Annotated in this window: 14 protein-coding genes; 4 read left to right on the plus strand and 10 right to left on the minus strand. The window is 55.4% G+C overall.

The features are described from left to right. Window positions 1-60 precede the first annotated feature (60 nt). Genes LB515_RS28240 through LB515_RS02500 form a run of 3 tightly spaced genes read right to left on the minus strand, consistent with a single transcriptional unit; the run spans window position 61 to window position 3,165 of the window. Complete coding sequence (locus LB515_RS28240; protein ID WP_224706646.1) at window positions 61-1,347, minus strand: aKG-HExxH-type peptide beta-hydroxylase; 1,287 nt, start codon at window positions 1,345-1,347, stop codon at window positions 61-63. Next, window positions 1,316-2,470: an FxsB family cyclophane-forming radical SAM/SPASM peptide maturase gene (locus tag LB515_RS02495; protein ID WP_224706647.1), complete on the minus strand. Its 1,155-nt coding sequence runs from the start codon at window positions 2,468-2,470 to the stop codon at window positions 1,316-1,318. The genes LB515_RS28240 and LB515_RS02495 overlap by 32 nt, the downstream gene beginning before the upstream one ends. Further along, window positions 2,467-3,165 (minus strand): DUF483 domain-containing protein, encoded by a 699-nt coding sequence (locus LB515_RS02500; protein ID WP_224706648.1) that lies wholly within the window; start codon window positions 3,163-3,165, stop codon window positions 2,467-2,469. The genes LB515_RS02495 and LB515_RS02500 overlap by 4 nt, the downstream gene beginning before the upstream one ends. 1,110 nt (window positions 3,166-4,275) lie before the next feature. Between LB515_RS02500 and LB515_RS02505 the strand changes: the two genes are divergently transcribed. Then, window positions 4,276-4,713 carry a MucR family transcriptional regulator gene (locus tag LB515_RS02505; protein WP_224706649.1) on the plus strand — a complete coding sequence of 146 codons (438 nt, stop codon included), beginning with the start codon at window positions 4,276-4,278 and terminating at the stop codon, window positions 4,711-4,713. A gap of 62 nt (window positions 4,714-4,775) precedes the next feature. Further along, window positions 4,776-5,471 (plus strand): hypothetical protein, encoded by a 696-nt coding sequence (locus tag LB515_RS02510; protein ID WP_224706650.1) that lies wholly within the window; start codon window positions 4,776-4,778, stop codon window positions 5,469-5,471. Window positions 5,472-5,568: 97 nt separating this feature from the next. Here the strand turns inward: LB515_RS02510 and LB515_RS02515 are convergent, their stop codons facing one another. Further along, on the minus strand, window positions 5,569-6,150 hold the full coding sequence (locus LB515_RS02515) for a DUF805 domain-containing protein (RefSeq protein WP_224706651.1): 582 nt from the start codon (window positions 6,148-6,150) through the stop codon (window positions 5,569-5,571). 306 nt (window positions 6,151-6,456) lie between these two features. Next, complete coding sequence (locus tag LB515_RS02520) at window positions 6,457-6,843, minus strand: DUF3768 domain-containing protein (protein ID WP_224706652.1); 387 nt, start codon at window positions 6,841-6,843, stop codon at window positions 6,457-6,459. 573 nt (window positions 6,844-7,416) lie between these two features. Here LB515_RS02520 and LB515_RS02525 point away from each other — a divergent pair. Beyond that, complete coding sequence (locus LB515_RS02525) at window positions 7,417-7,683, plus strand: helix-turn-helix domain-containing protein (protein ID WP_224706653.1); 267 nt, start codon at window positions 7,417-7,419, stop codon at window positions 7,681-7,683. 45 nt (window positions 7,684-7,728) lie between these two features. Here LB515_RS02525 and LB515_RS02530 read toward each other — a convergent pair whose 3' ends face one another. The 3 genes from LB515_RS02530 to LB515_RS02540 all read right to left on the minus strand — a co-directional run bounded on the left by LB515_RS02530 (window position 7,729) and on the right by LB515_RS02540 (window position 9,660). Next, entirely contained in the window at window positions 7,729-8,352 is a 624-nt protein-coding gene (locus tag LB515_RS02530) for a hypothetical protein (protein ID WP_224706654.1), read from the minus strand. A gap of 102 nt (window positions 8,353-8,454) precedes the next feature. After that, on the minus strand, window positions 8,455-9,075 hold the full coding sequence (locus LB515_RS02535) for a hypothetical protein (protein WP_224706655.1): 621 nt from the start codon (window positions 9,073-9,075) through the stop codon (window positions 8,455-8,457). Between the two features lie 9 nt (window positions 9,076-9,084). Beyond that, window positions 9,085-9,660, minus strand: coding sequence for a tyrosine-type recombinase/integrase (locus LB515_RS02540; RefSeq protein ID WP_224706656.1), 576 nt, complete (start codon window positions 9,658-9,660; stop codon window positions 9,085-9,087). 381 nt (window positions 9,661-10,041) lie between these two features. On the opposite strand from LB515_RS02540, the gene LB515_RS02545 reads away from it, so the two are divergent. Then, window positions 10,042-11,217: an extracellular solute-binding protein gene (locus LB515_RS02545; protein ID WP_224706657.1), complete on the plus strand. Its 1,176-nt coding sequence runs from the start codon at window positions 10,042-10,044 to the stop codon at window positions 11,215-11,217. Window positions 11,218-11,722: 505 nt separating this feature from the next. Here LB515_RS02545 and LB515_RS02550 read toward each other — a convergent pair. Together LB515_RS02550 and LB515_RS02555 are read right to left on the minus strand one after the other, a co-directional pair. After that, window positions 11,723-13,585, minus strand: coding sequence for an ABC transporter substrate-binding protein (locus LB515_RS02550; RefSeq protein ID WP_224706658.1), 1,863 nt, complete (start codon window positions 13,583-13,585; stop codon window positions 11,723-11,725). A gap of 214 nt (window positions 13,586-13,799) precedes the next feature. Beyond that, entirely contained in the window at window positions 13,800-14,183 is a 384-nt protein-coding gene (locus LB515_RS02555) for a hypothetical protein (RefSeq protein ID WP_224706659.1), read from the minus strand. Window positions 14,184-14,185 lie beyond the last annotated feature (2 nt).

Below are 14,185 nucleotides of genomic sequence, written 5' to 3' on the forward strand. Positions count from 1 at the left end.
CGCGTCAGCGCACGTCGCAACACCGAGAGCGAATGTGCCCTCGCGTGAGCTTGCACGAGCTCAGCGGGAGTAAGCGACATAGCGCTCGCTGTGCTCCGTTAACTCGGCATCAACTGCCAACCGATCGGCATTGGATGGCACGGCCGCATCTAGAATTGCTCCAAGATCGTATTCGATAGCCTCAACAACGATCTGTCCGAACCTGGTGAGGCTTGCATTACCGAGTACGGTTGCCAAGGCCTGCCGCACTTGTTTCGCCCTGTGATAGGCGCGGCGGATGCATTCTCGCCGGTCGAGTTGAAAAATCTGCGGGGCGTCCTTCCACAGATAAAGGTCGGCGACGGCAGCAAAGACGAAAGCCCCGTGCAAAGTCATGCGCAGCGGACGCGCATCAGTTCGCCAGGGTGAATAGTATTTTTCACTGACATCATTGTCGATCGTAAACAGGGGGCCGCACTCCTCTATGCGGAAGAGGTATTGGTGCATAGCCTCGTGCAACAGGCATTCCGTCAGTTGGTCGGGCCGTGAAGTAGCAGGAAGGAACACAAGCCCAAGTGCCTGTTCACGACTTGCGCTGCCAATCACTTCCTTCCCCGCGACTAAGGGGACCGCGCATCGCACGAACTCCTTCACGCATTCTGCCGCCGGCGGCGAGTAATCACTGATTGCGTCTGCGGCACGCTTCAGGACCGGGGCCCACGTGACCGAGTAACCCCAAGAGCGGACCATCGGGAACTCCTGAAAATCCCGATTGATTAGAGCCGCGGTGTTCAGAGGGACGCATGCATCAATCCCCACACCCGCGACACGAACATTTGGCTTCCAGAAAAGGTCAGAAGACGAGGCACCAACAAAATCCGGCCCGATCAACGATATATCGGCAGCTGCAGTCAACTTCCAGCGACCCGATGTGGGCCAGGGTTCTCCCACGACAAAGGCGCCCTCTACACCGACCGAAAGCAAGCGAGGTGGCGCGCTGGGAAGCTCAACATCGCAACTCGCACCAATATGAAAGGTGGCCCCCACGCCCTCCCAGCAAAGCAGTTCGAAGAGTCTGCCAGGGTCCGGCCCGTCAGCTTCGAGATGACCCAGCGAGAACGCGTCCGGCACCGGTTGCTCCCGAACGCCCGGCTGCGCCAGATATCTTATTGTATGCATCCACGCGCGTGTCGCAGGCGTGTCGGGCGCGGTTTCGGCAAGGCCTTGAACGGCTTCGCTGAACGCGCGATCCAGTCGTCGTGAAATCAGGTCGGCATAGCTATCCACGGCCTCTGAAATCGACTTTCGAAATCTGAGCGCGGTAACGCGCGCAAGATCAGTTGGTCGCGCGATGGAGTAGAGCTTCACGTTTCCTCCTGCGCGCAGCGAGATCGTCCCTAATTTGCGAGACAAGCCAGAAAAGATCAGAGCAATAGACACTGGGATTATTGAAATGGTTGCCACGGCCCCATCGGTGCGGGAAGTAGCCTCCAGCGCACTCATTCTTGAACACGCAGGCACGACACTCCGAGCAGAGCTGGGCCTCGCCGGCTTGACGGATGCTGATGAGCGGATCGTCCAATGCAGCGTCGAAACTATCCGTGTTAACGTTGAGTCCAATCTGCTGGATTCCGCTGGCCGTGCTCTTGACGCTATCCACCGCCTCCAAACCGCCGTCGGTCGCGACGGTAATCAGTGTTGCGGGAGCCAGCGTCATTTCTTCGAAGATCGAAATGCCACCGGCAAGCTGGCTAACGATGTTAGCCAAGAACCTCACCTGTATGTGCGGGTGCCTGTCCGAGGTCCAGGCCTTGTAAAGGTCCCAATACCAGCGCCCGTAGGCGATGGGATCGCCGTTCGGACGCGGCGGCGCCGAGTCCCAGTTATGATGTGGCAATAAAAAGTCGACAAACTCGACGCCATGTGAGGCTACTGCATCTAAAGCGCCCACCGGGTCATTAGCCACATCGATGACCGCGAGTAGGCCGGTGAAATACTCGGGCGCGTATTGCCGCAGCAACTCGATCCCGCGCACGACGCGGTCGAAGGTGCCTCGGCCGCGGTGATCGATGCGGTGTCGATCGTGAACTGCGCGGGCGCCGTCGATACTGACGCTGACTGCAATGTGGTGCCTCCGAATCACCTCGACAAAGCGCTCGTCGAGGAGCGTCGCATTCGTTTGCATGCTGAATTGGACTTCTGCGACAGGCGCGATCTCATCGTTCAAAATTCGGCAAATCGCATCGAGCTTCTTGGGGCCAAGCAAGAGGACTTCGCCACCGTGAAGCGATACGAACACGCTGGGCAAGGCGTGGCGACCGGCATGTTCGGCGATCCTCCTCCCGAGAGCGCGAGCCGTCTGCTCACTCATCAGCTTAGGTTGGGATTTCCAGGTCTCATCACCGAGATTGTACTCGTAACAATAATCGCAGTTCAGATTGCAACGCGATGAAACTTTGACAATAAACTCATTGAGAGGTCGCGGGATCACCAGTAGAACTCCACCGTACCTTTGGTCTTGGCCCGCGATATGCGGCCGCTTGCACTAACGTCCACACTGGCAAGCGCATCGGATTTCGCGGCTTCTGCCAGTCGATCGAGGCCGAGCGAGACTGTAGAACGGTATAGCGACTCAGCGTAACCGACCGCCACTGAGCAATGGAGCGAACACGGGAAGAGTTCTCCGATCAAGCCAATACCTCCCCATTCTGCAGCAAACCGATTTAGCCGGGCATTGATTGGCCTGTCAGCATCTTTCAGAAGATGAAGGGCCCATTTGTCGGAGGCGGCCGCAATCCCTGAGACAGCTCGGACGCAGCATTCCGGGTAGCCGAGTAAGAGCCCCGCTTGAATGGGGTCGAGCAACTCGGCATCGAGAAGTCTCTCGGCGCTATTGTCTCGGGTGATGACAATTAGGTCCCGACATCTCTTGGTGGGAGTGGACACGACCTGACTCCAGCCGTTGCCCTTGGGCGCGAGGAAGACACGCTTCGTCCGCACAGCCATCCCCAGCCCCGTCGAGGCCGCCTGCAGGCGTGCAGCGTCGCTAGAACTGACAACGAACCGTAGTGACGGTTTGGCTGCGTTCGCGAAGGCGGCGATCTCCGGCAGGACCGCCGGTCGCAACGATCTACAGGAAGCCGCTGCCCGAAGAAGGTCGGCCGCGACTTGGAAATCTGACAACACTGCTCGTTTGTCTCCTGAGGCTGACCCCTACACCTCAATCGTCGAGCGGGTTCTCCACCTTGGCGCTAGTATGCGAACTATGGCTTCCGGACGACCGATGTCCATAGGTTGAACTGTAGTGTCCAGCCATTGTCCGCTCAGGACCATAGATACGACCGACGCGGTTGAGCACTTCTGATTCTGCATCGAGAAGATCCTGCAACGACAAGGCTGATCGATTCCCCTCTTCGTTAACCTGCCCACTCGCCTCGTTCTCGCTGTCAGACATGATGCACCCCCCCTTCTCAACCGCTTGAGCAAAATTCGACACTGCAAAGGTTATGCGCTAGTCGAAGTCGGCGCAATAGTTTCAGCAGTATCTCTACCAACGATATCTGGCTTCTGGCTTAGACCCCTCACCCGATCTCGGCGCGGTGAAGGCGCGAGAAGAAAGTGTTTCTTCGTGATTCACGCAAGCGCCATAGTCGGAACAGGAGTGTCGATGTCGTTGCCTGTGCGTAATTTCGTCGGCGTACACGGTCACCTCGGGATGCCGAATGAATATCTTGATCAGGGTACAGATGGCACGCTCGCTCAGAGTTGAGGTCTCGCGATCCCAGCCGAGGGCGGATAAGTGGATGTTTTCAGAGACAAGGAGGCCCTAGCGCCCGCGTTTTGAAATGGCTGACGGCGGCGCAAACCTTCAGCGCATCATCGTGAGCCATGGAGATTTCATCGCCGACTGCCCATAATGGCAGTCTTGAAACAAATGGCAGCGGACTTGGCTTCGTGGCGGTCGGGTAGATGTGTACCGTTGGTGTCGCGGCATCGCGGCTGTGACCCGGGAATTCGTATTAGTGTAAAATTGGTCTTTCACACTCAAGCCTTTTCGCGGTCGTGGATTTGTCGTAGCGGGCTTCGGGTTGATCGGGACGCTGGAAGGAAAATACCGTAGCAATGCAACTGGCCAAAGGATTATCGACCTTATCGATTCCAATTCTACCCTGCCCCATCTTCGCTCCTCATCCATAACGTGACAGAAGCATCGAAGTGCTGAAGGACGGAAGAGCTAGCATTTTTCGACAGAATGTTTATGAGCAGAATTACTTACCGACAGCAAAGGGATTTAGAATGTCGACCAACAATGACGCGGCCTACCTAATTGAGCTAACGGCAGCGATCGTTTCTGCCTATGTAAGTAAAAACGCAGTGCCAGTTGGGTCTCTTCCGGAGCTTATCGAGAGTGTAAACTTCTCGCTTTCCAAGTTCGGACAGCCGATCGAGACCGAAAGGCCGGCACAGATTCCCGCGGTCAATCCGAAACGGTCAGTGTTCCCCGACTACATCGTCTGCCTCGAGGACGGAAAGAAGTTCAAATCGCTAAAGCGTCATCTCGGCGTACACTACGGGCTGACCCCCGACGAGTACCGCGCCAAGTGGGGATTGAAGTCGGACTATCCGATGGTGGCGCCGAACTACGCGGCTCAGCGGTCGGCGCTCGCAAAGTCTAGCGGGCTAGGTCGGAAGCCTGCGGCAAAGCCGGCGAAGCAGCGCAAGGCGAGAGCCTAGCTCTATCCGGTCGCGTTGGCAAAGTAGTCGCAAGGGGAGTCCCAAACCTAAGGCTCGACCCGATGTGGTTGTTGTTGAAGGCTGACGCTTCGGACGAACAAGCGTGGCTTAAACTGTTCAAACCGCCGTTCGACCCTCGTGTCGAACTCATGTCGCATGAGTCCGGCGGCGAAGTTCTCATCCTCAAAGCAGCAGAGTTGGACGAGGCCACCACCATCAAATCTGCTTATAACGTGGGCGATGGCGTAATTCGGACCTTGAATGGACTTGCCGCCGGCGTAATCGGCAAATCCTCCGTTGAACTTGACGGTGTCGCCGAAATGCGCGCCGGCAAACTGGTGTGTCACCGGATCATGCGGGTGGAAACAGCACATTTCTCCATCGGCGGAGGTTCGGCCGAATTCCAGGTAATCATTCGAGACCACGATGGCAAAATTCTTGTGCCGCCTCCAGCACCAACCGCCGCCCAAAGCCGGTATGCAGCTTCAAGGAAAAGCCGCGAGCTAACTTATGCCCTCAACTACTGCGCTGGCGAGCCGGGCTGGTTCGAACTTTACAAGGCGATGGAGTGCCTTGAACGCGCTGGGTTCATCCGAAAAAACGACAACGAGATGGTTAGCTTCGCTCGAACCGCGAACGCCTTTCATCGGCACCACGAGGGCAAGATCCCACCTCCGACCAAGCCGATGGATCTAAGGAATGCGCAGCGGCTGCTGCGTGCGCGCGTCAATCAAGCACTGGACGAACTATCCAAGTGAACGAAAAATCACTCGTCACGCCTGATCACCCGCTTTTCCCAACGGACCCCTCCTTTGGCCGGTGCCGGCGCGATCATCTTCGGCTTGCAACCGAGCCCTAGACTGGGTTGGCGCCCAGCAGGCGACGCTTCATTTCTTCGAATTCGGCGTCGGTTATCGCGCCCTTGTTTCGCAACTCGGCTAGCCGCTCGAGCTTTTCGATCGGCGGTTCGCCAGATTTGGAATCTCCATTCCTCGCATGAGCCTGGAGCGGCTGCTTGGGCTGGAGCATAGGGTTTGGATTTTGGCGCGCCCTTGGCGAAAATGGTACAGGGGGAGATCCATATTCGTTCGGCCCTTTCTCAGAAGCCATCAATGCGAAGATCAATGCGATCAGCGGTACGATGCACGGTATGACGACCCATGTGCTGTATCCCGCATCGTGCAGACGCCGCACAAGCGCGGAAAAGTAAGGAATGATGTGAAAGAGAACCGCAAGATTAAGAAAAATATCCGTCCTTAGCATGGAATCGACTGCGAGGGAGACTATGACAATTATGTTTATGGCACCGAAAAAATACCAAAATCCTCTTCCGCTAAGGCGACCCGAGAACGTGGCATAATTTCGTATTGAGTTCTTATAGTGAAAGACAATCTCTTCAATATCTCTAATTTTATTCTGAAACATAATTTCTGCCACTGGCTCACCCCCTCTTTGCGATGACCAAGCAAGACCATCCACCGCCCCGGCGCCGAACGCGCTTCGATCCCGCAGTCAAAGCCGCCTCAGCCGCCCGTCGCCTTGTCAATCATACGAAATCGTCATCGCCCAACCCTCTCGTAAATATGGGACTGTCAGTCCGTCTATTGTCAAGCCGTTTGTACTGCCTTCTGCGCACATTCGTCGTGGAACAAGATCGCCCTTCGCCTCCGGTTTCTGGACAGTCGCTTCGATACGCCTGTCGTGGTGCGGCAAGCGACGTTCAGTGGAGGCAGCAAGGGCGAGTCAGTACTCGTCGGCCCGCATGATTGTCATCACCCGCGACGTGACGTTTCGGTCGGACGGGTCAGAGGAATGGTAACGGCGGGTCAGGTCGTAGTAGTCGATCTTCCAGACGATCTTGATCTCGTTGACCGTCATGACCGCGCAATCGTGCTCGCCATAGGGATCGTTCTCGGGAGTGAAAGCATCGAACGCGGTGATGGCCGAGATGATGTCCTTAATCGCCGAGGGACCGAGCGCCCCTATGCCTGCGGTGATGACAATGGTCCCACCAAGACGCCGGCTCCTGAGGTCGTCGTTCAGCTGCCTAGTCTTGACGACGGTCTCGTCGAGCGCCCGACTGATGTCATTGGCTTTCCCGAAGAGCATGTCTGGTTTGTGATTCGTCATGGTCTCTCCCTCTCTTGGACACGAGTGGTCCTTTCTGACCGGCGCTATTGCCGGTCAGTTCTGCGTTCAAGTTTCCTGTTGAAGTCGTTGGCCTATGTCAGACGCGGCCATTCGGCCGCGGGCTTGGCCGCCGGGGGAAATTGGGGACGTCATTACGCGGGAGCCCCCGGGTGTTCCCCCTCCGGTCAGGGTCAGGATACAGGAAAACATTCCTATTTTCAAGCCAGCACCGGACCGAAACAGAACAAAATTGTCAATGTCGGACTAGGGTCGAAATCCGGTGGTTCGGGAATGTTGCATGATCCCGCCCATCGAGATTCCCGGTGTTGCTCGGGCGGAGGCTTTCGACCATCGCAGGATGTCAGTCGAACTCATCGACTGGCTCGTTCATTCAGCGCCTACATCCTCCCAGAGGGAAACTGGGATCACACTAACGTTCCCTCACCCATCCGCGTCCGGATTACGCGAGGGTTCAGGACAACCGATCGACAGCGACGTAAACAATCTCCCGAGTAAATAAGAGACTGTCAGTCCGTCGATTGTCAGGCCGTTTGTATTGCCTTCTTGCCCACAATGAATGTGCGCAAGATCATTGGTTGGAATCTCCGCAAACTCCGAGCAGAGCAGGGTTTGTCGCAAGAGCGGCTGGCATTGGCGGCAGAGATCGATCGATCCTATGTCGGCCGCATTGAGCGCGGCTCAGAGAACGTCACCATTGATACGTTGGATGCTTTGGCAACCGTCCTTGGGGTCCCTGCTGCGGCTCTTTTGATTGAGCCCGCGAAGGGCGCCCGGCAGCCTATGCCTCTGTCGTCCGGTAGAAAGCCGAAGATAGGGTAGAGAGAGCGGAAGCGCCCCGCGTGCCTTGCCCCGTGCAGAACTGCCTCAGCACTCCTCCGCGGCTCCGCGCAGCAATCCCTTTTCCTGGTCCGGCGTCTTCGTCTGACTCTGCTGCCGCCACCATCCTTGTTGACAGGCCTTCCAGATCACGTAGTCGACCGTCGAGACGCTGTTTCCCGACTGTCTTGACAATCGTCCGCACAATTCGTGGACGGTCTCACCCGACGTTGCCGCGACCCTCTCCAACCAGACATCGGGTTTCGCAACGTCCACACCCAGGTTCTTGGCCAAATGATATTTCGTTATGTCGCCGACATGAGGAAGGGTCTGACAAAACTCGATCACTTTCTCCGGTCCCCGCTGCCAGGCCGCGCGAAACCCTTCAAAGTATTCCGATCGGTTCGACATCACCAGGTCGATGGATTTCTTTTTCCCTGGGTGACCAAACGAATCTCCCACCTCCCCCATTTCAACGAGTGATGGCTTCATTCGGCTCCAGATGTCCTTCGCCACCGTCCACCTCATGCCGCTGTTGAGGATGACGTATGCAACCCTCAAGGCGAAATCCAACGGGTCTATTGGAGGTGATTTCGTCTCGACTTTTTTCATCGCGTCCGGATCGTGTTCGATAATCCTTCCCCGATAGATCAGGTACTCCTCGAGGGTCACCGACCACTTCCTGCCCTATTGGAATTCCGTCCACACTCCGGAGCCATAGTCTCAGTGTAAAAGTGACATTTCACACCGATGGCGCGATCACCCGGATTTCTACTAGATTTTACTACCATTACCCCCTCCCCTTCGAATGAGAATGATCTCGTCCGGATCAATCTGGTAAGGAACTCTCGGATTGCGGAGTGAACATCGGGCGCGCTGCAAAACCTTCATAGAGTCGGAGTCGAACAACCGGATCGTTCTTGCGGTCATTCGATAGGCAACCGTCCAATGATCGTGGCGACCGGAGAGACCGATAATGGCAACTTGATGGCCGCCCAGGCCCTCACTCAACGTCGCCCACAGATCGTCGAACCGACGGATTTTCGACGTCAAGGTCGCAGCGATTATCGACGTTTCGAGTACCTCCTGGAGGTAGGCGCAGGCAGCCTCGACGAGGGCATGGACAGTCGGAATTTCAATTCCCAACCCGACCGTCTCGTGGGCTGTCACTGAGTTTGTCGTCAGGCTTTCAGACAGGACTTGGAAAAGGCCAATTGACTTCTCACGTCCCAACTCCGGGTAAAGAAATCGGACGGCGTTCATCACGCAATACATCCCACAGAGGCTATTCAGATCCCCTTGATTGAAAGGCGCCAAGATCTTCTTGCCGATCGGCATCCTCAAAATCCGCGCGCGCGAAATCCGTCTACCAGCCACTTCGTCTTGGTCAGACATGGCCTCGTCTCAGATCATGGAAACGATGCGGCGTTGGGCATCGGTGTCGCCGTCGATGTAGGTCTGAGTCATCGACAGAGACCGGTGTCCGGCGAGGAGCTGAACGTCGCGAAGGCAACCTCCCGCGCAGTGCGCTGACCGCGCTGCCGTCGTTATGAAGGTCCGACGCCCCGAGTGGGACGAACACCCTTCGAAGCTCAGTTCTCGATAGAGTTCGACAAACCAATTGACGATGCTGTTGGGCCTCATGGCGCCCCCGCGGCTTGAACGAATCACCGGGCCGTCGCTCCCCTCCTCCTCTTTCAACAGAGACAATGCGCCCTTCAGGCTGGGATGAAGCGGAATTCGACGTCCAGACTGACGTTTCGCGATACGATCCTCGATCACCACCAGGTTCCCAATCCTCCCCTTGGGATCGAGGAGCATGGACCATTCCAACCCGGCTATTTCGCAAGCCCTCAAGCCAGCCTTACAGGAGAGCAAGACAATCACCCGGTCCCGCATGGGGCGGGAAGATTTGCGCGTATGCGCCAGCATTTTGCGCAGCATTGAATCGGTGACGACCTTGGCTTGACGACCAGACATTTAGGTTGCGCTCCAGAGATGGGACAACCCCAGATTATAGGCATTAAATCCTATTTTCAAGCCAAACAGCGGCCCTCGAACGGTCGTCGCTTATGATCTAAAACCACGTCCAATCGACCACCTATATCACAAGTCTCAATCCTGAATTGGTGTTTGAGAACTAGCGGCGGTTTAAGGAGTCGACTGCTAATTCCGTCACTCTGTGACCAGCGCGAGTCGACCTATGCAACAAAAGAACTGCGACGCGCATTAAGAGGAATGAGCCTAGCGGGCAGCCATTTGGAGCCTACTATTTGCAGGCGATTCGCGTTAGATTCCAGCGGCTATTTGGGACTGCAGCCTCGGCTCTTTGGAACTTACCTCGATGAAGGACCTCTTCCTATGAAGACGACCAAATCGCCGGCCACTCAACAAAGCCGTGCACCCCGTCTTTCACGACGCAAGCTGCTAAAGTCAGTTGCCGGCTTAAGTGCGATAAGCCTTGGCGCGCCCGCGTATGTGAGAAACGCTTTCTCATCGTCCGGTGAGTTGAACGTTCTGCTGTGGGCAGACCAATTTCCTGATCCCATTATTCCAAACTTCGAACGAACAACCGGAATCAAGATAAATCAGTTTCCGTTTTCCCAGAATGAAGAGCAAATCTATAAATTGCAGCCCACCCGGAACGAAAGCTACGACCTTTGTCAGCCGACGCGAAATCGTGCACCGGAATTCAAGGACCTGAACCTCCTGGCGCCATTCGACACCAGCAGGCTAAACAGCCTTTCCGCTCTGATCCCTTCGATATTTGAAGGCTCCAAGAATTTGTGGACTTGGGACGGTGAACTTTATCACGTTCCCCATTGTTGGGGTACCGAGGCCATCTCCTATCGCACCGACCTTTACAGCGGAAATCTGGGCAACCTTAGCTACGGATCATTGTGGGAGGAAGGCGTCAAAGGCCATCTACAGGGCCGAGCGCATTCAATGCTGCTCGGGATAGGTTTGTGGTGGGATGACACCGGACAGATGCCTTCAGGTCGGATGCTCGACGGGTATGTCGATGAGGCTAGTTTTCGAAAAGTGTGGGACCCAATCCTCGACTTTGCGATCAGTCATAAGGTCTGGATCAAGCAATTCTGTAATTCAAGCGAGATGACCAAGTCAGGGCTGATCGAGAACGACGTATGGATTGGCCAGACCTCGGATAGGCCGTCGCTTTCGGTCAAAAATGCCGGACAACCTGTGAACTTCACGTCGCCCAAGGAAGGCGCCCTTGCATGGGTCGATGGCCTTGCTCTCACGACGGCTGCCAGAAACATTGAGCAGGCTTACGAATTCATCAACTATCTGACGACGCCGGAAGTCGCGGCACAGGTTGCAGATGGCGCTGGATACAATCCTGTAGTGGCCGGATTCGAAGCACATGCGTCTCCAACCTTTAGGAAGAATTACCAGGACACCTTTCCTGGCGATGCGCTAAAGAAGATCTGGCTTTGGCCCGCGGAACCGCTTTGGTATCGGAATATTCGAAGCGATTATGTGACCAAATTCAAAGAGGGTATCAACGAGGGATAGCGCAGATCGAGGCGACCACTCCCTCTCCACAGCTACCCAACACTATGATTTTGCGGATTTCCGGTCCAACGAGTGTGTAGTCCGATGGTGGCTGCGTACTATAGTCAACTGTCAAATGTCCCGCGCTTGCCCCCGCAAACGATAGCCCAACAACTTCAAACGGGCCGCAGCTCCCTCTTGCCTTGAGCGTTGTCTCCTTGGCATCAAACGGCAATACGATGACTATTCCGTCCCCTGATACATATAACCCTTTCCCTACCCCAATGTGTGACTTCGAAGGCTCGTCTATATCTCTCGCAACAAACCCATTCAGGTTCAGTTCACGCGGGATTGGCCCCCCAGTCGGGTAGGTCGTGTAATCGGCACATGCCGGGCCAGCCAGACTTTGACTTCCGGGCACAGAAATGGCCGCCGCTCCAGAGATGAGCGCCGCAAAAACGCCAACGCACCCTCTAGCTGTCACGGACATCTATTTCCATCCTTCAACTGAGATAGGTGGCAATCGCTAATGAGCTTTCTTCAGACGATGAATGATCAATTGGGCGCGACTCCAGGAGTGCATCGGTGGGGCATAGTTGTCACTCATCGTTGGCCACCCCGTCCAATAGGTCGTGTTGAAAGGGATGATTTTCGCTGACTGCACGAGGGGAATGAATGGCATCTCATCATTGAGGATCTTGTAGGCGTCGACCACTCGCTTCGGAATGTCCGGGTTCGCCACCAGCTTGGTTCCGCCTGCGCCGGCCGGCTGCTCGATTTCAAGAGGCATTGTACCGATCTCGTCGATGATCGTCGTATAGGCCGCTGTGCCCGCAGTATTCCATCGGCCGGTGTTGCTGAAACCAGGACTGCGGTACCCTAAGGCGACGTACTTGTCCTTGGTATAGCGGCTCATCGATGTCCACGGTTCAGTGATCGAGCCGCATGAAAGCCAGCTATAGACAGCCTCATAGTTACCTGGGGGTATAACCTTGCCCCACAGTTCCGCAGTCGTCACCGGCACAGCACGAGCGGCAATGCCGGCCGCCTTCAGTTGTGCCACCAGAACCTGAACTGACTTCACATCCTGGTCCAAATCTCCATTCACATTGATGGCAAGGCTGAGTTCGTCCGAGCCCTTCTTGTAAATGCCGTTGGCACCTTTCGCGAACCCCTCCGCCTCAATCAGAGCCTGGGCCTTTGGAATATCTGCTCTCGGCGACAACCCGCTATGGTCGTCCACGACCGCCTTGATTATCGAGCCCATGGCACCGTTCTCGAGAAACATCGTTTGCGAGGGGACCGTGGCACCCTTGTAGGCAACATCGGCGATTTCCTGTCGATCGATGAGCAGCGAAAGGGCCTGTCGTAGTTTCTGGTCGTTCCAGTATGAACCGGGATTGCCGATGTGGTAATCGAGGTTGATTTCGAGCTGTCGGGCGCACGGATCGTTCCAAGCCTTTGCGGCGTCCCAGCCGATGACCTTGGGGTTGTCGGCTTTAAGCGCAGCGAAGTCATCGGGCGAAAGCTCACGTCCTGCATCGATATCGTTGCCTTTGATTGCCTGATAGCTGCTCACCGCGTCCGGACTGTAGCGCCAAATGAGTTCCTTCGGCTCGGGCAGCGACAAGAACTTCGCTTTTACCCCCCACCAATCGTCGTTCCTTTGCCAGACTGCCTCCTTGTCATCTATGGTTTTCAAAACATAGGGCCCGGTGCCGATAGGCTGCAGGAGTTTGCCGGCTTTATCCGCTTTGAAGAACGTGAAAGCCTTTGGATCTTTTGCATCCTTCCAAATGTGCTGCGGCATGATGAGGAAGGAACTGAACATGGCGCCGCCAAAATTTTCGATGGCGAAGCGAGGGTTGGGTTTTCTCAGCTTGAAGGTGACGGTCAGGTCGTCAACCTTTTGAACGCTTTCCACTTCGGCGCGGAAGGTCGCAGCCTCCGCTGCTGGCAGGTCATCGTGGTTGATGGCCAGATTCGCGGTGAAGACCACGTCATCGGCATTGAACGGCTGCTTATCGGACCAGAACACGTCCTTCCTGAGCTTGAGGGTCCACTCGTTCTGGGTAGCATTGGCCCGAATTTCGAGACCCAGCCAGGGCTCGAGCGTGCCAGTCTGCTCATCGAGCAGAAACAGTGGCTCCCACATAGCTTGCTGGGCGCCATGCTCGCGTTTAGTTCCCGGGGTGAACCAATTGAAGTCGATGGGGTTGGGAATAGGGTGCGAAAGGTCGAAAACGACCTCCGTCCCGTTGCGAGACGCGGTTTGCGCATGGGCAATCCCCATGATCAAACAGATCCCAACTATCGCAATAAGAGCCGAGCCGAAGCAGGCGACCGCGTTGGAGCCGATGGCGCCACCTGAAATCTTTGTTGAGCTCATAGCGCCCATATCTCCACCTACCATGCTAGCCTAGAATTGCGCAGACCACAGCATTTCAAGAGATAATTTGAAGATATCCTAGTGAGCGATAGTCCTCGCCTTGCGAGATCCAGATCATCTCGGTCTATATGCAACACTTATGCCATCTCCTCATGAAACCTGCTGGGATTAACCTTACGAAACGTCGAAATGATTCATTTTAACATTCACCACGTCAGTCAAACTTGCTAAGTTCAGCCTGTCGATCGTCATTGATATATTTCAACGAAAAATGTGCAACATTTTCTGGCCAAGATTCCTCATAAGAATACCCTTCGAGAACTCTCATATATCCGTGATCAATAGATAATATAAATCCTGCACCATAGGCAAGACCATCAATAGTTGCGTGAACGTCGCCAAATCTGACGTGATTTCTTGGGATGTTGACGGGAGGAACACCATTCTCAACTAAGAGGCTTACAAAAAATCCAGAGCCCGTATACTTTCGACTCTCGACAGATAATTTTCCCAACTGATTGCGCAGGGCACGTAGAACAGGATGATCCCCATCCAACATTTTTTGCAATACAGCTGATTCAAGAGCGTTCAGTGGCATTT

Origin of the sequence: Mesorhizobium sp. CA15 (assembly GCF_020165215.1) — a bacterium.
Taxonomy (GTDB): domain Bacteria; phylum Pseudomonadota; class Alphaproteobacteria; order Rhizobiales; family Rhizobiaceae; genus Mesorhizobium.